The organism is Arcicella sp. (assembly GCF_964672035.1).
In genome coordinates this window covers 1-25155 of sequence record NZ_CBABQS010000031.1, presented here as the reverse complement: position 1 = coordinate 25155, position 25155 = coordinate 1, and the positions used below count along the sequence as shown (strand labels likewise).

The following is a 25155-nucleotide window of genomic DNA, read 5'->3' as shown; positions in this document are numbered from 1 at the left end:
TTTTCCACTCTTCATTCCTTGTTCTCCATTCTGACTTTTTTAAAATGTAATTACACCAAAACCGAAAATAAATCAGGCTGTTCATTAAGTTCTTGATAAACAATATTCTCCGCCTTCATTCGCTCGATTAAGGCATGATAATCGTCCTTATTTTTTAACTCTACGCCCAACAAAACCGGACCAGATTCACGGTTGGTTTTCTTTTGATATTCGAATAAAGTAATATCATCGTCGGGGCCTAAAACGTTGTTTAGGAAGTTACGTAAAGCTCCCGCTCTTTGTGGAAAACGGACGACAAAATAATGTTTCAAGCCTTCGTAAAGCAATGAACGCTCCTTGATTTCTTCGGTGCGGGTAATGTCATTATTGCCCCCAGAAACCAAACAGACCACATTTTTGCCTTTTATTTGTTCTTTCATAAAATCCAAAGCCGCAATGGTCAATGCTCCTGCGGGTTCGGCTACGATGGCGGATTCGTTGTATAATTCCAAGATGGTCGTACATACTTTTCCTTCGGGAACGATGATGATTTCATCCAAATTTTGTTGACAAATGGCAAAGGTAATCTCGCCAACTCGTTTCACGGCAGCGCCGTCCACAAACCTATCCATCGTCTCCAATTCCACCACGTGACCCGCTTCAATACTTGCCTTCATGGATGCCGCTCCCGCAGGTTCAACGCCGATAATTTTGGTATGGGGAGAAAGTTGTTTGAAAACCGTTGAAATCCCCGCCGAAACGCCTCCGCCACCGATGGCAAGGAAAATATAATCTATTTTAACATCGGCATCTTTAAAAATTTCTAAACCTACCGTTGCTTGTCCCGTAATGACATCAATATCATCAAAAGCCGAGACAAAAGTGGCGTAATGTTCTTCGCAATATTGTTTGGCAGCTTTGGCGGCATCGTCGTAAGTATCGCCCACCATCATGATTTCAATATCATCTCGACCAAACATTTTCACCTGTTTAATCTTCTGATTTGGGGTGGTTGTGGGCATAAAAATCGTTCCTTTTACTTTCATTTTGTGACAGGCATACGCCAATCCTTGGGCATGATTACCCGCCGAAGCACACACAACCCCTTTGGCTAATTCAGCTTTTGAAAGCCTCGACATTTTGTTATATGCCCCCCTGATTTTGTAGGAACGAACAATTTGCAAATCTTCCCTTTTCAAGAAAATATTGGCTTCATAGCGTTCAGAGAGGATAATATTTTCCATCAAGGGCGTATGAACAGCAATGCCACGCAACCTTTCAGCGGCTTCGTAAACACTTTCTAAACTTGGGGAAATAAAAGTTTTGGCCTTGTTACTCATGGTTTTGTATTGATGGTAAAGTTAGTTTGATGATTATTGAAGTTAGTTCTGTCATTCCGACGAATAAATCGAATAAATTTATACCTCCGCAAATTAACAATAATAATCCCTATTTCAAAAAACGAACACCTGTCCGATTGCGTACAAAAACTGTATCAAAAGCGAACAGTTTTGTTTTGGATAAAATTCGTAATTAACTAAAAATCAGTAAGTTAATGTTTTGGCATCAATTTGTTAGATGTATTATCAAAACTTATTTAACATTCAACAAATTACCACTTACAATTCACTAATTAAAGTCATGGACAGAGTAATAGAAAAAAAGAAATGGTCAATGAAACGAATTCTTCCGATTGCGGGGGGCATTGCTTTGGTTGGCTTCATTGCAGCGGCGTATTTGAACACTACTGGCAAACCAAAATTGAACGTAGAACAAGACCGTTTGATGATTTCGGAGGTTTCAAAGGGCAATTTTCAAGAATTTATTCCCATTAATGGCGTTGTATTACCGATTCAAACCATCTATTTGGATGCCATCGAAGGCGGACGGGTGGAGGAACTCTATGCTGAAGATGGAGCGATGTTGAAGAAAGGTCAGCCGATTATGAAAATGGCAAATACGGATTTGGAATTGTCTTTGGCAAATCAGGAAACTTCGGTTTTTGGACTGCAAACACAAATGCAATATACCCGCAATTTGGCGGCTCAGGCTACGATTCAATACCAAAATTCACAGGCTGAAATTGATAATGGTGTGGCAGAAGCAGAACGACTTTTTAAATTAAACGAACGCCTTTACCGTGAAAAAGTGATTTCCGAACAAGATTATAAGGCTTCATTGAATGCGTACAATTATCAAAATCGTAGGAGGAAATTGGTTAGTCGTACTTTAGACCAAGATTCGGTAACGACCAATCAACAAATAAATCAGATGAAAGAAACCATCAAACGTAACCAAACGACTTTGGCCTTGATGCGTAAAAAAGCAGAAGATTTAATCGTGAAAGCTCCCGTGGATGGTCAATTAACGTCAAGAAATGCGGAGGTTGGGGAATTAAAAACTCGTGGACAAAGATTAGGTCAGATTGACGTATTGAGTGGTTTTAAAGTTCGGGCGGATATTGATGAACATTATATTTCAAGAGTTTTTATTGGCTTGATGGGCGAGTTTACCATTTCGGATAAAACCTATAAACTGAAAGTAAAAAAGGTTTATTCGCAAGTTACTAACGGACGTTTTCAGGTAGATATGGAATTTGTGGGAACACCCCCAAGCAATGTACGTCGTGGACAAACCTTGCAAGTACGCCTTTCTTTGAGTGATGATACTCAGGCGATTCTGTTAACCAAAGGTGGTTTTTACCAACAAACGGGAGGAAACTGGATTTTTAAAGTGAACGAAAACGGTACGAAGGCTTATAAAGTTGATATTCAATTAGGTCGTCAAAATCCTGAGTTTTATGAGGTGATGGGCGGTTTGAAAGTCGGCGATAAAGTAGTAACGAGTAGCTATGAAAATTATGGAGATATGCAGGAATTGGTGATTAAGAAGCAGTGAGGCATGAGGTGTGAGCAGTGAGGTATGAGCGGCGAGGTGTGAGCAGTGAGTTATGAGTCAATAAATCTGACATTCATACCTCATTGCTCAAAACTTACAACTTAGAAGAAAACCCGTGAATCATTTTTCTGATTTCGTTTATTTCTTTGTCAAAATACAAATATTGCTCTTCATCTAAATATTTTAAGTCTTTTGAAAGTAAAATTTGATATTCTAACTCTGATGCTGAACCTCGTGCGATGGTAAGAAATCTCTGTAAGTCGGGAATACTTTCACGTCCGCAACCTTCCGCAATATTTGTAGGAATAGATGAACAAGAACGTCGCATTTGAGAAACTAAACTAAAAAGTTCTTCTCTCGGAAATTTTGAAGTAACACTATAAATTTTTAATGTTAATTGATGGCTTCTTTGCCAAACAATTAATTTCTTAAAATCTCTCATTATAAGTGGTTTCTGTGTTTTACAAAATAAAATATTAGCAAACTAAGTAATTTTTGAATAAAAATGAAATATAAATCAAGCTGTGAACTTCGATTGAGTGAAAGCTCATTGCTCGAAGCTCATTGCTCAAATCTTAAAGTCATGTTAAAAATAACCGATTTAGAAAAAATCTATCGCACCGAAGACATCGAAACGGTGGCGCTTAATAAAATTTCTGTGGAAGTGAAAAGTGGCGAATTCGTTGCTATCATGGGGCCTTCTGGTTGTGGAAAATCTACGCTTTTGAATATCGTAGGTCTTTTGGATGATGCTGATACTGGAAGTTTTAAATTCAATAACGAAGAAGTGATTTCTTACAACGAACGTAAACGTGCCGACCTCCGCAAACGCAACATCGGTTTTGTGTTTCAATCCTTCAATTTGATTGATGAACTCACCGTATATGAAAATGTTGAATTGCCATTATTGTATTTGGGAATTGATGCCGACGAACGTAAAAAACGAGTAGAAGCAGTATTGGAAAAAGTCCAAATTATGCACCGCAGAAACCATTTTCCACAACAATTATCGGGTGGTCAGCAACAACGTTGTGCCGTAGCTCGTGCCGTAGTGAACAATCCAAAATTGATTCTTGCCGATGAGCCAACGGGTAATTTGGACTCAAAAAACGGTAATGAAGTCATGGAATTATTAACCGATTTGAATAGTAATGGAACGACAGTGGTAATGGTAACGCACTCCGAACATGATGCGAGATATGCACATCGGATTATTAGGATGTTGGATGGGCAGGTGGTAATGGAGAATGTCTTACAATAGGAGGAATGGAGACAGGAGTAAAGGAAACAGAAATAAAAGAGACAAAAACAAATTAAAAATGGGAACAGGTTTTGGAAATGGAATAGATATATAGAATTAGATGTACTCTGGCAGACTGAGATGTACTCTGGCAGACTGAAAGATAAAAGAGAGTTAGAGTTTTATCTCTCATACTTCATTTCTCCTGCCTCCTTTTCTCCTTTCGTACTATAAAATAATGAAGATTGAAAAATTTGAGGATTTGATTGTTTGGAAAGACTCAATGAGATTGGCGGTTGAAGTGTATGAACAACTAAAAGAATGTCGTGATTTTGGTTTTCGTGACCAAATACAACGTTCCAGTGTTTCTGTGCCTTCCAACATTGCTGAGGGTTATGAAAGGCAGTCAAATAAGGAGTTTATTCAATATTTATACATTGCAAAAGGCTCATGTGGAGAATTTAGAACCCAGATTAATTTAGCCATCAATGTTGGTATAATTGAGAAAGAAAAAGGAATGGAATTAATTGAAAAAACCAAGAAAATTTCAGCCATGCTTTACGGATTAATACAAACAAGAAAAGACAAATTTTAACGAAGGATTTTGAAGGATTAGGCAGGCAACATTCCTCCCTTCCTCCCATCTCCTTTCCTCCACAGATATGTTCAGAAATTACCTAAAAATCGCCTACCGAACTTTACTTCGTTACAAGGCATATACCGCCCTCAACGTTTTAGGTTTAACCCTCGGATTGACTTGCGCCATCTTGATTTTTATGATGGTAAAATTTCATTTGAGTTTTGACCAATATCATTCAAAAGCCGACCGTGTGGTGAGGATAGTTTCTTATTTCAACACGCCCGATGGTGAATTTTATACGCCCGGTGTGCCTGCTCCTTTGGGGGATGCTGCCCGCACCGAAATTGCTCCCTTAGAAAAAGTTTCGATGGTTTATAATGAAGATAACGTCACAGTTGCATTGATGGAAGGTGGCGTGCCCACCAAGAAATTTAAAGAAGAAAATGGAGGTGTGTTTTTTGTTGAACCTGATTTGTTTTCCATCCTTGATTTGAAGATTTTGAAAGGAAATATTCAAGATTTAAAACAACCAAATATCGTTTTTTTAACCGAAAAAATTGCCAAAAAATATTACGGAGACACCGACCCAATCGGGAAAATATTACGTTTTGATGCTCGATTGGATGTAAAAGTAGCAGGAATTATACAGAATTTTCCTTCAAATACTGACATAAAAGGCTCAATAATAGCCAGTTATGTTACTCGTAGTACGTTTGACTCTAACTGGGAGAAATACATGAAAAATCATTGGGGAGGCATTAATAGTGCAACCCAGTGTTATGCTTTGTTGAAAACCAATACAAGCGTTGCCCAAGTTCAAAAAATGACTCCTACCTTCATCGCAAAACATTACGAAAAAGCCGAAGATAGAAAATCTCGCTTATTGTACATTCAACCGCTTTCTGATATTCACTTCAACGACAATTATACGGGTGTAATTCCCAAAAGAATCATTACGACTTTGGGAATCATCGGTTTACTTTTATTGATTACCGCCTGTATTAATTTCGTAAACATGGCAACTGCTCAAGCCCTTAAACGCTCGAAAGAAGTGGGTGTTCGCAAGGTAATGGGGAGTTCGAGAAGGCAATTATTCTGGCAATTTATCGCCGAAACGACCATTATTGCTGTTTTAGCAGGCATTATTTCCTACATTTTATCAAGTGTATTATTTCCACTTTTAAGCAATTGGCAGGAAGAATTAATTGGTTATCGGATGATTTTCTCTGAATTAATTGACCTTCAGTTTTGGATGATTTTTATCCTAACTATCCTTTTAGTGGTCTTTGTCTCCGGCTCTTACCCAGGGTTTGTACTGAGTGGCTTTAATCCTGTAGTGGCTCTGAAAGGCAAAATAAGTACCCAAAGTTTAGGAGGAGTTTCGATTAGAAAAGCCTTGGTGGTAACCCAATTTGTGATTACCCAAATCTTGGTTATTGGAACAATTGTGGTGAGTTCTCAGATGAATTATTTCATCAAATCAGAAATGGGATTTAAACACGATGCTATCCTTCAAATGCCTGTTCCTCAGCAAGATGCGGTTAAATTACAGACTTTCAAAACACAAGTCAAGAGCATTCCATCCATTGAAAAAGTATCATATATATGGACACCACCGATGTCGCAAAGTCATAATACAACCGACGTAAAATATGACACTCGTCAAGAAAAAGAAAAATTCAGTTTAAACACAAAATTTGTGGATGAAGATTACTTAAATCTCTACGGGATTAAATTGTTGGCAGGACGAAATATTGCTAAGATAGATACCATGCGAGAGGCATTGGTCAATGAAGAACTGGTGAAACGTTTGGGTGAAAAATCTAATGATAAAGTCTTGAATAAAATCATAGAATTTAATGGTAAAAAAATAACAATCGTAGGCGTTGTACAGGATTATCACGTAATGACTTTACACGAAAAAATTCCTCCTTTGGCTATCACTTCCTCAACTGGAATGTATCGAACCATTGCCGTGAAAATGAACATGGCGGATGCTCAGAATACCATCAAAAAGTTGGATAAAATTTGGAGTGCCACCTTTCCAGATTTTGTGTTTGAATACGAATTTTATGACGAAGCCATTGGCAAAATGTACATCATGGAAACGGCAATGTTGGGTTTAATTCAAGCCTTTGCTTTGATAGCTATTTTGATTGGATGCCTTGGGTTATATGGTTTAGTGAGCTTCATGGTAGCACAAAAAACTAAAGAAATTGGCGTAAGAAAAGTACTTGGGGCTTCGGTAAGGCAGATTTTATGGTTATTTGGCAAAGAATTTTCTTTCTTAATCTTAATCGCTTTCATCATTGCTGCCCCTGCCGCATGGTGGGTTTTGAATGGCTGGTTACAAGATTTTGAATACAGAATCAGTATCGGCGTGGGTGTATTTGCGGTAGCCATTTTTATTACAGGAATGATTGCAGTAATAACGGTAGGTTGGCAATCTTCGAGGGCGGCATTGGCAAATCCTGTGAAGTCGTTAAGAACAGAATAATCAACGGTACATGGTTAAAGGTAAACGGATTTATATTTCCAACTATCGTTCACCATTTACCATTGCATTTAAACAATAAAAAAATGCTACAAAATTACCTAAAAATCGCCCTCCGAAACCTGCTCAGAAACAAGGTTTATTCGTTCATAAACATCCTCGGACTTGCCATTGGTGTGAGTGCCTGTTTGGTGATATTTCTCTTGGTGAGTTTTGAGTTGAGTTTTGAAAACTTCCAGCCCGACCGTGAACGGATTTATCGAATCGTTTCTGGTTTTAAAAATGCCGATGGCAGTGCAAATGTAGATGGCGGTTTATCGGCTCCCATGCCAGCGGTAATTCATCAAGAACTTACGGGAATAGAAAATCTTTCTGCTTGCCATATTTGGTATCCAAGAACATCCGTGCCAAATGACAAAAACGAAGTTCAAAACAGCCCTAAAACATGGAAAAATGACAATAATGAAGTACTGATTTGTGAGCCTCAATATTTTCAAATTTTTCGTTACGAATGGTTGCAAGGAAATCCTAAAAACACCTTAAATTCACCAAATGAAGTGGTTTTGACCCGTGGGAAAGCGGAGAAATATTTCGGAAAAATTCCCTTAGAACAAATCATAGGTAAGCAATTATACTACAATGATTCGCTGGTGGCTACTGTTACAGGTATCGTGAAAGAATTGCCTAAAAACACGGATTTTAAATTTGAAGATTTTATTTCTTTTAAAAGTATTGAACCCAAAAACTGGCGCAAAGAATTTCAATTGGACGAATGGACAAACACCAATTCATCATCCATAGCATTTATCAAACTCTCGGAAAAGTCGTCGGTGAGCGCCACAAATGCACAATTAAAAGGATTTCTAAAAAAATACCTCGACGCAAAAGACCAATGGAATGTTGGGCGTACACTCACATTACAGCCCTTATCGGATATGCACTACAATCCCGAAATTGGGGATAATTTTTCTCGTCAAGTGCATTTGCCTACGCTCTATGCACTCATCGGAATTGCCCTATTTTTATTGTTGATCGCCGCCATCAATTTTATCAATTTAGCCACTGCTCAATCTATCAATCGAGTGAAAGAAATTGGGGTTCGCAAAGTATTGGGAAGTAGCCGAAAAAGCCTCATTTTACAATTTATGTGTGAGACATTTGTGCTAACTTCGGTAGCCGTTTTTGCTTCCGTTTTATTCATTGAGCCAATCCTCTGGACCTTCAAAGATTTTGTACCTAAAGAATTGACTTTCAATTTTTTAGATTATAAAATTATCATTTTCTTAATCACAATTACCTTCGTTACAAGCCTCCTTTCTGGGCTTTACCCCGCTTGGATTATTTCTGCTTACACACCCGTAGCCTCGCTAAAAAACCAAGTTTCAAATGGTCAAAGTCGCACAGCATTTTTGCGTAAAGCCCTGATTACTTTTCAGTTTACTGCCTCGCAAGTCTTTATTTTGGGTACCATAATCGTAGCAACTCAAACCCATTTTATGGTCAATAAAGATTTGGGATTTAAGCGAGATGCCATCGTTCATTTTTATACCGATTGGCACGATACGACCAGTGACAAAAAGAAGGTTTTACTTAATAAATTAAGCCAATTACCTGACATTGAAATAGTTAGCCTCGGAGATGTTCCCGCAAAAAATGGTTTTTCCATGAATCGAGTAACGTATTTTGATGGAAAGAAAGAAATAAAATTAGATGTAAATAGAAGGTCGGTAGATGAAAATTACGTTCCGATGTTTGGGCTAAAAATCTTGGCGGGAAGGAATATTACCAACAGCGATTCTGCCAAAGAATTTGTAATTAATGAAACCTACGCCAAACTATTAGGCTTCAAAAAACCCGAACAAGCTTTAGGTAAAATGTTGATTTATTCAGGCGGAAAAGGCGATATAAACCTACCAATTGTGGGTGTAGTGGCTGATTTTCACTTACAACCTTTGCATAAAGCCATCAAACCATTGTATTTATTGTCCGAGAATAAATACGAAACCAGCATCAACGTAAAAATTCGGAGCAAGGATAAATCGGCCGCTGACTTTAAAGGTATTTTAGTCAAAATAGAAAAAGTATTCAAGGAAGTTTATCCCGAAGGACAATCATTTGAACCGACTTTTTTTGATGAAACGGTTGCCAAATTCTACGATGCTGAAAAACATTTTGCCCAAATATTAAACACCGCCACGGGCATTGCCATTTTAATTTCCTGCATGGGATTATTCGGTTTAGTGTCCTTCACGACGCAACAACGCACCAAAGAAATCGGTATTCGTAAAGTGTTGGGTGCCACGGTAACGCAAATCGTACAATTGCTTTCAAAAGATTTTCTACGGTTGGTTGTTCTCGGAATTGCCATTGCTTCACCCATCGCCTATTGGGCTATGACTAAATGGCTACAAAACTTTGCCTATAAAGTTGACATTTCGTGGTGGATTTTTGCTTTGGCGGGCATCATGGCGATTGTAATTACTTTACTGACAGTCAGTTATCAATCTATCAAAGCAGCCATGGCAAATCCTGTGAAGAGTTTACGAACGGAGTAAATTAGTAGCGAAAATTATTTCAAAACCGCACAAAAAGTGTTCATTTTCGGACACCTTTATTTTTTAATTATTTATAAGTAACTGAAAATTAAATACTTGAAACTTTGGCATAGCTTATGAATTATATATTTTAAAATACGATTGACAAGCTTCACAAAATAACTCAATTTTGCCATGATACGTAATTATTTAAAAATCGCACTCAGGAATCTTACTCGAAACAAGGTTTACGGCTTTGTGAACATTGCTGGTTTAGCCATGGGAATCACCGCATTTTTGCTCATTCTCGAATACGTTAGTTTAGAGAAAAGTGTCAATCAATTTCATCGCAATTTGCCCAATATGTACCGAATGCTTTGCCAAAATGCGCAAGGTGAAAGTTGGCCACAAGTAGAACCTGGCTGGGCAAGCAGAGCCAAAGAACGTTTTCCCGAAGTAAAAGATTTTTGCCGTTTTGAAGATGGCATTGCGCAAGGCGTAGTGATGAATGAAGCTAAAAATATCACTTTCAGAGAACAAAAAATTGGGTATGCCGAAGGTAATTTCTTTCAATTTTTCAGTTTTCCGCTTCAAAAAGGTTCACCCACTTCTTTTAATCGACCCGACGTAGTTTTCATTTCGGAGGCTTCCAATAAAAAATATTTTAATGGTGAATATTCCGTCGGTAAAACCCTAACGCTCAACAATCAATTTGGAAAACATATTTATACGATTGAAGGAATTTATACCAATATGGGTGAAGAATCCGACATTCAAATGGATATGGTTTTCTCGCTCGAAACGCTAAAAAATCCCGCAAATCTGAATGATAACGGTTGGGCCAATCTTGACAATATTGATTCTCAGTACATCAATATGTTTTTTTTGTTGAATGAGGAAACTGATTATCAGTCATTTGAAAAGAAAATGACCAATATGCGCCGTGAATTAGAGCAAGAAAAAGATGCAACTATTTTCCGTATTCAACCTGTTTCTGAAGTTCATTTAGCCTCTTCATTTTCGGATAAACTTAACCATACTGGTAACATAAAATACGTATATATGCTCATGGGAATTGCTTTTTTGATTTTGTTAATTGCGTGGTTCAACTATATCAATCTCAGCACCGCTAATGCGATGAAACGTGCCAATGAAGTAGGCGTGAGAAAAGTAGTTGGAGCGAGTAGGTGCAATCTTATTGGGCAGTTTTTAGGAGAATCGGTCTTGGTGAATGTGTTGGCATTTGCGTTGTCATTCTTCCTGATTACTTTATTGCAACCTTTATTTAATCAAATCATTGGCAAAGAACTTTCACTGATGATTCTTGGCAATTCTTCCGTTTGGATATATGGCATTGGCTTATTGATTTTTGGATCTTTGGCTTCGGGTGCTTATACCGCTTATGTGCTGTCCAATTTCAAGCCCATCGAAACACTCAAAGGAAAAATTGTTAATACCACAAAAGGTGTTCTATTACGCAAATCTCTGGTCGTTTCTCAATTTAGTATTTCCATTGCGCTAATACTATTCACCATTCTGATTTACAGACAGTTACAGTTTATGCAAAAGCAAAATTTGGGCATGAATATCAACCAATTATTGGTCATTCAAGGCCCACAAATTGGGAAAGACAGCACCTATAAAACTCGTAGAAATGCGTTTATAAATGCCGTAGTTCAACAAAGTTTTGTGAAAGATTATTGCATTTCTGGCAGCGTACCGAGTCGTTATTACAATTTTGCTACGGAAGGATTTACCTCTCCTAAATCAAAAGCGGGCGATGAAAACAAAGCCTATTCAATTGTTATAATGGGCGACCGCTACTTAAAAACCTACGATATAAAACTGAAAGCGGGTAGAAATTTCACCCCCGCCGAATGTGAAGTAGAATGGAACAAAAATAGTAAAATTTTACTCAACGAAAGAGCCATCAAATCATTGGGATTTACCTCCGCAGCCGAGGCCGTGAATGCCAAAATAAAGTGGGACGAACGCTATTTAGAAGTAATCGGGGTTGTGAAAGATTATAACCACCAAAGTCTTCAAACGGCGGTTGCCCCCATCATTTTCTATCCTCAAAATAATAGTGCTTATTTTTCAGTCCGTTTGATGGGCGATAAAATGCAAGAAAAAGTAGCTTCATTGGAAAAACTATACAAAACCTATTTTTCGGGTAATCCTTTTGAATACTTTTTTGCGGATGACAACTACAACAAACAGTATATCAGCGAACAACAATACGCTTCTTTATTCACTACGGCTTCGATTTGGGCAATTTTCATTGCTTGTTTAGGGCTTTTTGGTTTGGCAACTTTCACGGTAGAATCACGGACAAAAGAGATTGGCATTCGCAAAGTTTTAGGAGCGAGTGTGGGAAATATTACGGCATTATTATCAAAAGATTTCTTAAAATTAGTGTTTATTTCGGTGGTCATTGCCAGTCCAATCGCTGGTTATTTTATGAATATTTGGTTACAAGATTTTGCGTATAGAGTGGATATTTCTTGGTGGATTTTTGCGGTGGCGGGAATTATGGCCATTCTAATTGCCTTATTAACCGTTGGTTATCAATCCATCAAAGCAGCGTTGGCTAATCCTGTGAAAAGTTTACGTACGGAGTAATATTGAGGAGAAAGGGGAAAAATAAAGGAGAAATGACTGAAAGGTTAAAATAATTTCTTTAATCTTTCAGCCTATAGTATTTAAGAAAACACATCATTTACTGACAATTCAATCCCTGTTATTTTATCAATTAACGTCATGTCTTCAGTAAAAACTTGGCGTTGAGTTGGCGAAGAATAAACTACGATTACCTTAAAAATGGGTAATACAATCCAGCAAGATTTAACACCTGCGGCAAAGTAGCGTTTAGCTTTTTCAACTAGTTCATTTTCACGTTGGGTCGGAGAAAGTATTTCAATGGTAGTTAGAGGCATTTCTTTCATACCGATAACATCTTCTGAAAAATCAATTTCAGACTTAGGATAAATACAAATATCAGGAACAGAATCTGGCTTTTCGGGCATGATTATATCTAATTCTGAAAACAGATTATATGCATTCAAATAACGATATCCTATAATCATGGATAATTTTGATTGTATAAATCCGTGGTTTCTGCTTGGCATAGGTTTATTCCTTTCAATTTCGTATTGAGAAAGTGCTTCGGGTGGCGTTCCACTATCAATTACCTTTTCGACTAATAATTCCATAATCGTGTTTGTTTTTTTCAAATATACAAAAAAACTAAAATCATGTTACAAAATTTTCTAAAAATAGCCCTACGGAATCTCTTTCACAACAAAGTGTTTTCCTTTATCAATATTTCAGGCCTCAGCATTGGGTTGGCGTGTTGTATGTTGATTGTGCTTTATACCAAAGATGAGGTCAGTTACGACCGTTTTCATAAAAATGTGGAAAATATTTACCGCATCACTTCTACCGAAACTTCGCCGGAAGGAAAAGTGAATAAATTCGGAATTACGGGCATGGTTCCTGGGCCAACTTTTGCCAGACAAATTCCTGAAATTGATAAGTTTGTGCGCTTACAAGGCGAACGATTTAATATTAAAAAAGGAACCGATATACTCGCCCAAGAAGCCACAAAAGTGGATAGTTCTTTCTTCTCGGTTTTCACGTTTAATTTTGTGGAAGGTTCTCCCAAAACGGCTTTAAAAGACCCGCAATCCATCGTGATTACGGAGGAAGTTGCCGAGAAATATTTTGGCAAAAAATCAGCGCTCGGAAAAACTTTGTCCATTGATTATGAGGATGGTTTTCAGGAATTTACTATTTCGGGAGTCATTAAAAAATCACCCCAAAATTCTTCGATAAAAGTGGAACTACTTTTCCCTTTTCACCGAGATAAAAACCCTGACAATCAATGGATTAATTTCTATCTGAATACTTTTGTAACCTTAAAACCTTTTGCCAATCCCAAAGCGGTGGAAGCAAAATTTGCTCGTATTTACACCATTGATGCCAAAGAACAAATCGCAGAAGCCAAGAAAAGTTGGAATTATACCAGTAAAATTCAGTACGGCTTACAACCCATGTTGTCCATGCACCTTTCCACGGATTTTAAAGCTCAAAATGGACTTCACGATGACAGTAATCCCATGTATTCCTACGTGCTGACGGGGCTTGCTGCATTTTTATTGTTGATTGCTTGCATCAATTTTATCAATTTAACCGTGGCTCGTTCTGTAAAAAGAAGCAAAGAAATTGGTATCAGAAAAGTAATTGGTGGGGATAGAAAACAGTTGATTTATCAGTTTATGGGCGAATCTTTTGTATTAAGTTTAATCGCCTTTTTGTTCGCTTTTGTATTGGTTGAACTTACCTTACCCTTCTTTAATTCTTTAGCCAACAAAGCCCTTTCTTTATCTTATCTCTTTGATTATAAACTAATTATAGCTTATTTTCTCTTATTTATTTTAACAGAATTTTTAGCAGGATTTTATCCCGCCTTAGTACTGTCAGACTTGCGACCGGTGGATACACTTTATGGTCGTTTTAAATTTGCGAGTAAAAATTATTTGCAAAAAAGTTTGGTCGTTTTTCAGTTTTCTTTGGCGGCTTTTATGATGATGGCAACGTTGATTCTGTATTATCAATTTGATTTTCTGACGCACCAAAATTTGGGATACGATGATAAAAATATCGTAATGATTGAAACGGGCAGAATGACTCGCACAGAAACCGATGTTTTTAGAAATGAATTATTGAAAAATCTTGATGTTCAACAAGTTGCCCCTAAAAGTGCTGGTTTTTGGTTTACCTTAACAAAAGTGAATATCAAACAAGAAATAAATTTTGCGATGGATATTGTTGACCACGATTATTTGCCCACTTTCAAAATTCCAATCACCCAAGGGCGTAATTTCTCAAAGGATTTTCCTTCCGATTCTTCACAATCAGTGATGGTCAATGAAGCATTTGCAAAAGAAGCGGGCTGGAAAAATCCGATTGGACAAACCGTTGATTTCTTTTTTAACAAACGTAAATATCAAGTGGTAGGTGTCGTGAAAGATTATCATTTTTCTTCACTTTACGAAAAAATAAAACCTCAAATGTTTTCTACCGACCCCCAAAGAAGTGATTTTGGCATGTTGAACATCAAAATAAAGCCAACGAACACCCCAGCAACGCTTAAGTATATCGAGAAAATATTCAAGCAATTACGTCCAACTCGACCGTATTCCTACGAATTTAAGGATGATTCGAACTTGAAACAGTATGAAAAAGAAGCCAAATGGAAGCAGATAATTACCTTTTCAGCTGGCTTGATTATGTTTATTTCTTGCATTGGATTATTTGGTTTAGCGACGCTTTCAGCCGAAAAACGCACGAAAGAAATCGGAATTCGGAAGGTTTTGGGCGCAAGTGCTACGGTAATTGTAACGATGCTGACGAAGGATTTCCTAAGATTAGTGTTGATTTCGGTGATAATTTCCTTTCCTATCGCCTGGTTTTTAGCCAATAAATTCTTGGAAGATTATCCCTACCGAATACAATTAAATGTTTGGATGTTTGGCATGGTGGCTTTGTTGTTGGTTTTCATCACCATTCTCACGATTAGCTATCAAGCCTTAAAATCCGCTTTAGCAAATCCTGTGAAGAGTTTGCGGACGGAGTGATATAACCAATTGATTTTCAGAATTATAGATTCAATAAATATTCCTTAAAAACAAAATAATATACTCAAATAATTGTTATATTTGATGAATTAATATAATTTTTTTAATTTATCTTAAACAAATATATCAATGAAAAAGAATGTTTTTATGTTCGGAGCTATTTTGATATTTCTGATAGCTTACAGCAATGTAGGAAGAAATACTTCTGCATTGGGTCTTGATGAAGAGAAAGAAAAAAAGGCAATTTTTCAGGTTATTGAAAATGAAACAAGTTGTTTTTTCAAAAGAGATTATGAAGGATGGAAAAAGAATTATGTGCAGACAAATTACGCTTTTCAGGCTTGGAATGAAGAAAGCGGCACTTTTGACGCAAAAGTAGGTTGGAATGAAGTAGATGATAAAATCGGAAAATATATTAAAGCGAATCCATTAAATAGCAAATACAAAAGTGAACATCCAAGAATAGAAAGGAAAAATATTATAACTAAATTTTTTGGCGATGACGTAGCTTATTTAATTTGGGATCAATACAATAGCGACAAGCAAATATTGAATTACAGACACAGCAAAGAAACCAGAATTATGCAAAAAATGAACGGTGAGTGGAAAATTGTCAATATTTCAGCCTTCTGGGATTATAAAAACGTAATTCCTGCTGATAGTTTGAACTGAGGGAAATTGTAAAAAACAACGTACCTTGTTTAACTTGGATTAACTTCCCGAAAGTTTTACACTTTCGGGAAGTTCAACGGCAAAAATCAAAAATCGTACATCAAAAATTGAACTACGCCAATTTCCCTCTCAAAACACACTCATCACGGTCTGGACCAGTTGAGATAAAGTTGATAGGTAACTCTAATTTCTCTTCTAAGAATGCAATATATGCCGATAATTCAGTTGGTAATTCCTCAAACTTTCTGAATCCTTTCAACGAACAATTCCATCCTTTTAAAGTCTCATACACGGGCGTTACGATTGTATCCGTCATGTCATAAGGCAATTGTTCGGTGATTGTTCCGTCGGGTAATTGATAGGCAGTACAAACGTCAATATCTTCAAAAATATTCAAAACATCCGCCTTCATCATAATTAACTGCGTTACGCCGTTAATCATCATTGCATATTTCAAAGCAGGTAAATCTATCCAACCACAACGTCTCGGACGACCCGTCGTCGAGCCAAATTCTCTTCCTTCCTGACGCATTCTTTCGCCCACTTCATCCATCAATTCAGTTGGGAAAGGTCCCGAACCCACACGAGTCGCATAAGCCTTGAAAATTCCGTAAACTTCACCGATATTTTTTGGCGCAACACCCAAACCCGTACAAGCACCCGCCGTAACCGTATTTGAAGAAGTCACGAATGGATAAGAACCAAAATCAACATCTAACAAGGATCCTTGAGCGCCTTCGGCTAAAATAGTTTTATTGTCAGTAAGTGCCTGGTTTACAACGTACTCAGAATCAACCAATTGAAACGTTTTCATAAATTCAATGGCATCAAAGAATTCTTTTTCTGAGGCTTCAAGGTCATATTCAAATTTATAAACATCCAAAATTCCTTTGTGAATACTTACTAATTTGTCATATTTTGCCTTGAAATTCGGAGAAATCATATCACCTACCCGCAAACCTTGACGAGAGATTTTATCCGTATAAGTTGGTCCAATTCCTTTCAAAGTCGAACCAATTTTGGCATCACCTTTGGCTTTTTCGTAGCACGCATCCAACAAACGGTGCGTTGGCAAAATGATGGAAGCCTTTTTTGAAATCTCTAAATTTTCGAGAATATTGAGGTTGTATTTTGCCAAACCATCAATTTCTTTTTTGAAAATGATAGGGTCAAGTACCACGCCATTACCAATAATATTCTGCACTTCCGAACGGAAAATTCCCGAGGGTATTTGGTGCAAAACGTGCTTAAAACCGTCAAATTCAAGCGTATGTCCCGCATTTGGGCCACCTTGAAAACGGGCTACTACTTGATACTTTGGGGCCAAGACATCAACAATTTTACCTTTACCTTCGTCTCCCCACTGCAAACCTAACAATACATCTACTGCCATTTTATTATTTAGAATTCCCCTATTGGGGGTTATGAAATTTCAAAGTTGCAAAGATAAACAATCTGGAAAGAAAATATTTACTTTATCATGCCGTACATTGATAAATCTAATCCAAACTTAAAATTATCCATTATAGAAAAGATGTTTATTCAACCAAAAACCCTCCCAATCGACCCATTTTTCGTTGGAATTAATTCAAAAATCTTTTTCGGAAAAAGCCCTTCTTCGTCTTGGTGAGAAACGTACAAAATGGCCGTATTACTTTCATCCGCAATTTTATTAATCAACGAAACCACCAACAAACTATGGTAATCGTCGAGCCCAGCGATAGGTTCATCCAAAATCAGTAAAGGTGGGTGCTTTATCATGGCACGAACGACCAAAGCCATCCGTTGTTGTCCTGCCGAAAGCATAGAAAATAGCTTATCGGTGTGATTTTCCATGTCGATTAGTTTCAACCAAGATTTTGCCGTCCGTACTTCCGAATCAGATGGGTAAACGTATAATCCAATCGAATCATGAAATCCAGAAATCAACATTTGTTCCAAGGTATGTGTTGTACTGAACAAATCTGTCATACTGGGTGTAACGTAGCCAATATTCTCTTTAATCGTCCAAACGCTTTCGCCACTGCCTTTTTTTATACCAAAAAGGGTCAAGTTTTGTCCGTAACCTTTGGGATTATCACCCGTAATCATGGATAAAATCGTTGTTTTACCCGAACCATTTGGCCCTCTTAAATGCCAAAATTCCCCCTTCCGAATTGTCCAAGTGATATCTTGCAAAATTGGCTTTTCATGATAACTAACCCTAACATTTTGGAATTTTATCAAATCTTCTGGCACATTCTCATACACCCGCAAAGGCGCAGGAATTTCGCTGGAAAAATGATTCTCTTGTGTGGCGTGATATTGTTGAAGAAAGGCTTGTTTATCAGGTTGGAGTACGAAATTATTATTATTTTCAATCGTAATAATTTCGTCAATAAAAGGCAAAAAATCACGTTCACGATGCACCAATTGAATAAAAATAGTCTTTTTAGAGGCTTCGTAAAGCATGGTTTTCAAACTTTCACGAGTGGCAATGTCAAGGTTATCAAAAGGATTATCCAAAATCATAAAATCGAAATTTTGAGCGAGCAAATAATGCAGAAACACCCTTTTTTGCTCGCCACTCGACATAGATTTTAGACTTCTATGCAACGATTTTGTCACCTCCGTAAATCCATGACGGTCTTCTTCTTTCAAAATTTCGGTGATACTGATTTTAGAAAAAAGTACGCCTTCAATTTCGTTAAAATTGGCTAATACGCCCGTTAATTTTTTGGATAAGAGTTGTTCAGCTATTGAGGTTTTATCGCTTCCATTCGAAAGGAAAATGGCATAGTGGTTCAATGAATTCATATTTACTTCTTCTGTTTATACCCTACAAAATTAGACCACGGATTGTAGCGATTTAGCGGATTTCCACAGATTTTTTTATTTTATCGGTGTAAATCTGTTCAATCAGTACAATCCGTGGTCTAAATCATTTGTCGTAAGACAACTACGCCATTTCACGTTTTTCTACCACCATTGCCTTTTTAAATTCACAGTCTGTTTTGGTACAAGAACCATAAAAAATCAAGGAATGGTGCATGACATTAAACTGCAACATCTCACCAACCATGTTTTGAATCCCTTGTACTCTTGGGTCGCAAAATTCCGTAACGTGGTGACAGTCAGTGCATATTAAGTGATCGTGTTGTTTACGTCCATACGATTTTTCGTACTGTGCCTGATTTCCTCCGAACTGGTGTTTTACCACTAAGTCACACTCTACCAATACATCAAGCGTGTTATAAACCGTTGCCCGTGAGACTTGATATTTTTTGTTTTTCATGGAAATATACAATTCTTCGACATCAAAATGATCGTCACGAGAATAGATTTCTTCCAAAATCGCAAAGCGTTCGGGAGTTTTGCGAAGTCCCTTGTTTTCAAGGTACGCCGTGAATATTTTCTTGACTGAATCTATGTTGGAGTTAGACTGCATATTTTGAATTGGACTGCTTATTTATCTATTTAATTAGTTGTGGCTTCAATTAATTTGGACTAATTCTACATTATAACACAAAATAAATCAATTTTATTCAAATTATCAGATGGAATGTTGATTTAAAGGGGTATAGATGGATAAATTAAATTTTTTATGATTATTAAATTGCTCACGAATTCATTCTACTGTTCTCATGAATAGTGTTCTCATCAGACTAAAATCCGAGCGGTCCGCCGCTGCGATCCAATCCATTAAATCAGTGTGCCATCATACATCAATCATCACTCCCCACGCTCCACTTCAATCACCCCCTCCACTTGCTCCAAAGAATCCACTAATTTTTCCAAGTGAATCGTATCACTCACCATCAAGGCAATTTTTCCTTCAAAAATTCCTTCTTTCACACCGATAGAAAGGCTCTGAATATTTACTTTTAATTCCTGAGAAATCACCCTTGTTACGTCATTCATCAAGCTCATTCGATCCATGCCTCTGATCACTAAATGAGCCAAAAACGACATGGATATTTGACTCGTCCAAAAGGCTTTAATTACTCGGTCGCCGTGTCTCGAAAGCAATTCCGTCGAATTCGGGCAGGATGTCCGATGAATTTTGATGCCTTCGTTGATGGTTACAAACCCAAAAACATCATCGCCCGCAATGGGGTTACAACATTTTGCCAGCGTGTAATCTATCTTATCCATATCTTCCCCAATCAAAATTCCATCGGCATTTTTCTTATCACCGTGCAGTTTTTTCAACTCCTTGGTGATTGATTTCAAATCCGTTAAAGGCTCTTTGATTGACTTAGCTTCTTGCTTGCGTTCGTGAGCTTCACGGTCTGATTTCCAGCGCTTTAACTCATCTAACTGCACAAAACCTTTCCCAAAACGATAGAATAAATCGTTGGAATCTTTAGCGTTGAAATAGGCTCGCAACTGGTTGGTCACTTCCAAAGTCAAGGGCGAAATACCTAACACTTTCAAGCGATGTTCAATCATATCACGCCCCATCACCACGTGCGATTTATTGGCTTCTTTGATATAATCCTTAATGCGAGATTTTGCCTTGGTCGTCACCACAAACTTCAACCAATCTTCCGAGGGTTTTTGCTTCGGCGAGGTCATACATTCAATAATATCCCCCGTTTTGATTTTGTGACTCAATGGCACCAAACGATTGTTTACCTTCGCTCCAATACATTTCGCCCCAACTTCCGTATGAATTTCAAAGGCAAAATCCAAAGCCGTAGCTCCTTCTTTCAAGACCACCAATTTGCCTTTGGGTGTATAAACAAAAACCTCCTCATTGTACAAACTACTGCGAATATCATCCACCAAATCAACGGCTGACTGGGTTTTATCGTTAGAATCCAAAGCCTCTCTAATTTGGCTTAACCACGATTCAAAGGCAGTATTGGTACGGGTATCATTGCCTTTATATTTCCAGTGAGCGGCAAAACCTTTCTCGGCAATTTCATCCATTCGTACCGTTCTGATTTGCACTTCCACCCAACGTCCACGTTTGCCTCCGCCCATGACGGTTGTGTGCAAAGACTCATAACCGTTTGATTTTGGCGTAGAAATCCAGTCTTTCAAACGGTCGGGGTTGGGTTTATAATGGTCGGTTACCATCGAATAAACCGCCCAACAAGCCGCTTTTTCTTGCTCAGTTGGCACGTCCAAAATTACCCGAACGGCAAAAAGGTCATAAATTTCCTCGAAGGGCGTATTGTTCTTTTTGAGTTTATTATAAATCGAATAAATGGATTTTGGACGACCTTTTACCACGTGTTTGAAACCCATTTCCGTCAAATCTTTTTCGATGGGACGAATGAAATTCTGAATAAAATTCTCTCTGGAACTTTTGGTTTCTTTTAGTCTGCGGGCAACATCTTTGTAGGCTTCGGGCTCGGTATATTTCAAACACAAATCTTCTAATTCTGACTTGATAGCGTGCAAACCCAATCTGTGGGCGAGGGGAGCGTACAAATAAAACGTTTCAGAAGCGATTTTGAGTTGCTTGTCTCGTGCCATGCTTCCCAAAGTCCGCATATTATGAAGACGGTCGGCGAGCTTGATTAAGATTACCCGAATATCATCCGAAAGTGTCAATAACATTTTGCGAAAGTTCTCGGCTTGTTGCGAACTTCCGTGTTCAAAAACGCCCGTTATTTTGGTTAATCCGTCAATAATTTTGGCAACATTCTTACCAAAATCTACCTCAATCTCATCTAAACTAATTTCTGTGTCCTCTACTACATCATGCAATAAAGCGCACATAATAGAGGTTGGACCCAAGCCAATTTCTTCTACACAAATTTGGGCGACGGCAATTGGATGATAAATATAAGGTTCACCTGATTTCCGCCTCATGTCTTTGTGAGCTTCTGCCGACATCAAAAAGGCTTTTTTAATCAGTTTTGCATCATCATCTTGAAGGTATGGACGGGCGGTATGGAGTAATTTTCTGTACCGTTTGAGGATTTCCTTTCTTTCTTGTTCTAAATCAATTGCTGCGACTTCCACGGTTTAATATATTTGATTAGTGAATGGTTTTGTGGTATTGGTGATTATCTAAATTAATGTAATTGGAGGAGAATGGCAAACTTATGCGCATAAAAAAACTTCCCAAAAATGCTAAATCTTTCAGGAAGTTAATCAATTGAACTAAATAAAATCATCTAAAACTTTATCGAATCACAGGACATTTTATGCTTGGAGCAATATGATAAATAATTTTAAAGCTCGTCAGAATATACATATCATTCAGTTTTGATGAACTGTTTCTCGCACCCCCGCCCAATTCTGGAAAACTGCCAATGGGAAATAAATTGGGATCTGAAAAAGCAGGATCAACCCTTGTCGCATAATACGCTCTGGCAAAAGCCTCACGGTCACGCCCTGTCAAGGCCGCAATTTTCTCATTTTCACGGTGTCCCATGGCGGCTGATAAACTACTAATTCCCGTCAAATCTGCTTTATCAGCAAAATATCCGCCCACATCGTCCAGATAATCAGAGAAAGTATATCGAACGCCTACCTCAAATCCTAAATCCCAATTTTTATCTAATTTATATTTTACGCCAGCCCCAAACGGAATATTTACGTTCACCAAATTATAAGGTTGGTCGGGATAATTTGGCAACCCCTGCCCTTCAGTATTGAGTGGTTGCAAACTCACCCATTCGCCCGGAGAAGCCTCCGAACCTGTATAATCGGTCGGAACTTTTGCCATGGGGTTATGATGAAAAACGGCAATTCCTGCAAATAGATAGGGATTTAGTTGGGGCCGATTACGATAACTTCTGGTTTCGGGAATAAGATTATAAATTCCCGTGAATGCTAATTCTTGTACATCATTTCTAAAATGAGCATTCCGCATATACAATTGTTCTAAGCCCGCCACGCCTTCAAATTTATTATCATCCCCCGTAAGTCGCACCCATGTGAGGCTGGCACGACCACTAAAATGTGGCGTGAAATGTCGAGTAAAATCCACGCCAATATTCCAATTAATATTTTGTAAAGTTGATTGTATCGGACGATTATAAGGCGCTAAATCACCGTAATAATTGGATGTACCAATTCCGAAAGAAATATCAGAATGTTTTTCGTACATACTTTTTTGTCTGGAACCATCTGATTTAAATAAATTTGAGAAAAAAGACTGCGTATAGCAAGGAGTCGAGAAAACAATTAATGTGGTTAAGAAAACAGAGAAAAATAATATTCTCTGAAAACTAAACTCAATTATTTTTTCTTTTAAAAAGGCGCTCGTTTTCATTATAGTTTTATATGTTCGTTTCAATAACGATTAATGGTTAGGATTTATGCTATTTTAATGAGTTATCGGTTCAAATACCCATTCGTTTCCGAAGTTCGGTAATATGCGCCGTATGATGTTTACTATGCCAAGAATACATTCCCGTTACCGTTTTCAACATATTTAAATGCCTCGTTTCGGGGTGCATAAATTGCCGTGCGAACTGTTCCTCTGTCATTGATTTCAACAACATTACCCAACGTTTATGCATCACTTCCAACATCGTTAACGACCATTCGATAGGCGCATTTTTGCCATCTTCCAATTCCGCCCACAATTGCTCTTCGTAAGGTTTGATGGTTGGCACATCTTCCGTCAAAGCCAATTTAAAACGAATGAAAGCATTCGCATGAGAGTCCGCCACGTGATTTACCGTCTGCCTGATTGTCCATCCTCCTAAGCGATAAGGCAGTAATAACTGTTGCTCGTTCAATCCTTCTACCGATTTACGGAGTAATTCAGGAAGATTTTCAATGTCAGTAATCCAGCCCAAAAGCATTTCTTGAGAGATTTCGGTAGGTTTTTGAAAAGTGCCAATGGGATAGCGAAGTTGTTGTAAAGCAGGGTCTTGCATGAATATAAGCGTTATTGTTTCTTGATTTAATACAAATTAATAAATATGTTTTTCTAACTAAAAATTAAGTACATATACTCACAACTCTTTGATTTGACAGTTCTTGCCTCAATTATCATTTTTAATAAACCAATACCTACAAATAATTTCGTCTTTAATTATTTATACTTTATTAAATATTAAATTGAATGATTTTAAGAAAATATTATTTCGTCAAAAAGTTTTTTTAATTATTATTTGCACTTATAATTTTATGTAGTAACATCGAATAATCATTTCAGTAAAAATATCACTCGACACAAAAATTAATCTTTTCTAAATAAGGTAAACTAATTTTCTAAGTATAATTACTTGTAATTTTAAAAATAAATTGTCAGACAAAGATTTTGAAGAAATGATTATTACTTCATCAACAAATTTATAACATTTAGCGATTAACGTGATGATACTTTCTAAGTATTTCACTTTTCAATAAAATCTTTAAAATTTAATATTGAGATTGTTTTTGGATATTTCCATAAATCCTTTCTTTTCTGAAGAAAGGATTTTTTTTGCGATAAAATTTAGTATCAACAATTTAAACGCAATTTTAAGATAAATACCAAAATCCCTATTATTAAGAGAAATTGACGATTTATCCATAAAGTGAAAAATATAATTGGGAAAGTTATATTTTATTTGTCGAAAAATTTTATCTTTGCAGTATATTTAAAATAATCTCAATAAAAAACATCATAATTATCAGTTTTTGTCCATTCGGACAAACTTTTTATTACGAATTAAACAATCTCCTCTTTCATAACTATTTAACAGTGAACTGTAAAGCCTCAAAGAAATTTGGGGCTTTTGTTTTTTATGATCCTCAATCTTTAAAAGGCATCATTTTTGTGGGTTTTTAATTCACTAAGTAAGGATTATTTAAAACCCATAAAATTATATGAAAGTCAAACTGCTAATTTGTTTGAGTGCTATCTTCTTGTGCTTTACAACTACTAAATCTCCTACATTTAAGCTAAAATCACCCTTTAGAAAGCTCATTATTGGCGCAAAAATTGTTGATTGTTCGGGCGAAGGCAAATCCAAATGTATGATAGCAAAGAACTCTCCTGAGAAAAATTGGGAGTATTTTTATGACCAAATTGAAGGATTTAAACACGAACAAGGATTTGAATATCAATTACTTATCGAAATTGTGGATGTTCCCGAAGGTTTAGCGGATGGCTCAATATTTAAATACGTTTTAAAACGAATAATTAGCAAAACCGCCATCGAATCCAACATAATTACGAG

18 protein-coding genes are annotated in these 25155 nt (G+C 37.1%); 9 read left to right on the top strand and 9 right to left on the bottom strand.

Going from position 1 to position 25155, the window contains the following annotated elements; genetic code table 11:
• Window positions 1-50: 50 nt before the first annotated feature.
• Window positions 51-1319 carry a threonine ammonia-lyase IlvA gene (gene ilvA / locus AC1W31_RS10500; RefSeq protein WP_481734395.1) on the bottom strand — a complete coding sequence of 423 codons (1269 nt, stop codon included), beginning with the start codon at window positions 1317-1319 and terminating at the stop codon, window positions 51-53.
• A gap of 301 nt (window positions 1320-1620) precedes the next feature.
• Here ilvA and AC1W31_RS10495 point away from each other — a divergent pair, with 301 nt between their 5' ends.
• Window positions 1621-2877, top strand: coding sequence for an efflux RND transporter periplasmic adaptor subunit (locus AC1W31_RS10495; protein ID WP_481734394.1), 1257 nt, complete (start codon window positions 1621-1623; stop codon window positions 2875-2877).
• A 94-nt stretch (window positions 2878-2971) separates the two neighbouring features.
• On the opposite strand, the gene AC1W31_RS10490 is transcribed toward AC1W31_RS10495, so the two are convergent.
• On the bottom strand, window positions 2972-3319 hold the full coding sequence (locus AC1W31_RS10490) for a four helix bundle protein (RefSeq protein ID WP_481734393.1): 348 nt from the start codon (window positions 3317-3319) through the stop codon (window positions 2972-2974).
• 141 nt (window positions 3320-3460) lie between these two features.
• Between AC1W31_RS10490 and AC1W31_RS10485 the strand changes: the two genes are divergently transcribed.
• The 5 genes from AC1W31_RS10485 (at window position 3461) to AC1W31_RS10465 (ending at window position 12347) form a co-directional block, all read left to right on the top strand.
• Window positions 3461-4138, top strand: coding sequence for an ABC transporter ATP-binding protein (locus AC1W31_RS10485; protein ID WP_481734392.1), 678 nt, complete (start codon window positions 3461-3463; stop codon window positions 4136-4138).
• A 217-nt stretch (window positions 4139-4355) separates the two neighbouring features.
• Window positions 4356-4712, top strand: a complete 357-nt coding sequence (locus AC1W31_RS10480) for a four helix bundle protein (RefSeq protein ID WP_481734391.1) — start codon at window positions 4356-4358, stop codon at window positions 4710-4712.
• Window positions 4713-4779: 67 nt separating this feature from the next.
• Window positions 4780-7194 carry an ABC transporter permease gene (locus AC1W31_RS10475; protein WP_481734390.1) on the top strand — a complete coding sequence of 805 codons (2415 nt, stop codon included), beginning with the start codon at window positions 4780-4782 and terminating at the stop codon, window positions 7192-7194.
• An 83-nt stretch (window positions 7195-7277) separates the two neighbouring features.
• Window positions 7278-9746 carry an ABC transporter permease gene (locus AC1W31_RS10470; RefSeq protein ID WP_481734388.1) on the top strand — a complete coding sequence of 823 codons (2469 nt, stop codon included), beginning with the start codon at window positions 7278-7280 and terminating at the stop codon, window positions 9744-9746.
• Window positions 9747-9920: 174 nt separating this feature from the next.
• Window positions 9921-12347, top strand: a complete 2427-nt coding sequence (locus AC1W31_RS10465; RefSeq protein WP_481734387.1) for an ABC transporter permease — start codon at window positions 9921-9923, stop codon at window positions 12345-12347.
• Window positions 12348-12427: 80 nt separating this feature from the next.
• On the opposite strand, the gene AC1W31_RS10460 is transcribed toward AC1W31_RS10465, so the two are convergent.
• A complete protein-coding gene (locus tag AC1W31_RS10460) occupies window positions 12428-12937 on the bottom strand; it encodes a Uma2 family endonuclease (RefSeq protein ID WP_481734386.1) in 510 nt (169 codons plus the stop codon).
• A 42-nt stretch (window positions 12938-12979) separates the two neighbouring features.
• Between AC1W31_RS10460 and AC1W31_RS10455 the strand changes: the two genes are divergently transcribed.
• Together AC1W31_RS10455 and AC1W31_RS10450 are read left to right on the top strand one after the other, a co-directional pair.
• Window positions 12980-15364, top strand: a complete 2385-nt coding sequence (locus AC1W31_RS10455) for an ABC transporter permease (protein WP_481734385.1) — start codon at window positions 12980-12982, stop codon at window positions 15362-15364.
• A gap of 129 nt (window positions 15365-15493) precedes the next feature.
• The gene (locus AC1W31_RS10450; protein ID WP_481734384.1) at window positions 15494-16036 is read left to right on the top strand and encodes a hypothetical protein; all 543 of its coding nucleotides are present in this window, start codon (window positions 15494-15496) and stop codon (window positions 16034-16036) included.
• Window positions 16037-16148: 112 nt separating this feature from the next.
• Here the strand turns inward: AC1W31_RS10450 and AC1W31_RS10445 are convergent, their stop codons facing one another.
• The 6 genes from AC1W31_RS10445 to AC1W31_RS10420 all read right to left on the bottom strand — a co-directional run bounded on the left by AC1W31_RS10445 (window position 16149) and on the right by AC1W31_RS10420 (window position 23865).
• Window positions 16149-17429, bottom strand: coding sequence for an adenylosuccinate synthase (locus tag AC1W31_RS10445; RefSeq protein ID WP_481734383.1), 1281 nt, complete (start codon window positions 17427-17429; stop codon window positions 16149-16151).
• 149 nt (window positions 17430-17578) lie between these two features.
• A complete protein-coding gene (locus AC1W31_RS10440; RefSeq protein ID WP_481734382.1) occupies window positions 17579-18832 on the bottom strand; it encodes an ATP-binding cassette domain-containing protein in 1254 nt (417 codons plus the stop codon).
• 142 nt (window positions 18833-18974) lie between these two features.
• Window positions 18975-19463, bottom strand: coding sequence for a Fur family transcriptional regulator (locus AC1W31_RS10435; protein ID WP_481734381.1), 489 nt, complete (start codon window positions 19461-19463; stop codon window positions 18975-18977).
• Between the two features lie 284 nt (window positions 19464-19747).
• Entirely contained in the window at window positions 19748-21994 is a 2247-nt protein-coding gene (locus tag AC1W31_RS10430; protein WP_481734380.1) for a RelA/SpoT family protein, read from the bottom strand.
• A gap of 163 nt (window positions 21995-22157) precedes the next feature.
• Window positions 22158-23087 carry a DUF6089 family protein gene (locus AC1W31_RS10425; protein WP_481734379.1) on the bottom strand — a complete coding sequence of 310 codons (930 nt, stop codon included), beginning with the start codon at window positions 23085-23087 and terminating at the stop codon, window positions 22158-22160.
• Between the two features lie 235 nt (window positions 23088-23322).
• On the bottom strand, window positions 23323-23865 hold the full coding sequence (locus AC1W31_RS10420; protein WP_481734378.1) for a YfiT family bacillithiol transferase: 543 nt from the start codon (window positions 23863-23865) through the stop codon (window positions 23323-23325).
• 1087 nt (window positions 23866-24952) lie between these two features.
• On the opposite strand from AC1W31_RS10420, the gene AC1W31_RS10415 reads away from it, so the two are divergent.
• On the top strand, window positions 24953-25155 hold a 203-nt coding region (locus AC1W31_RS10415), incomplete at its 3' end, for a DUF4377 domain-containing protein (protein WP_481734377.1).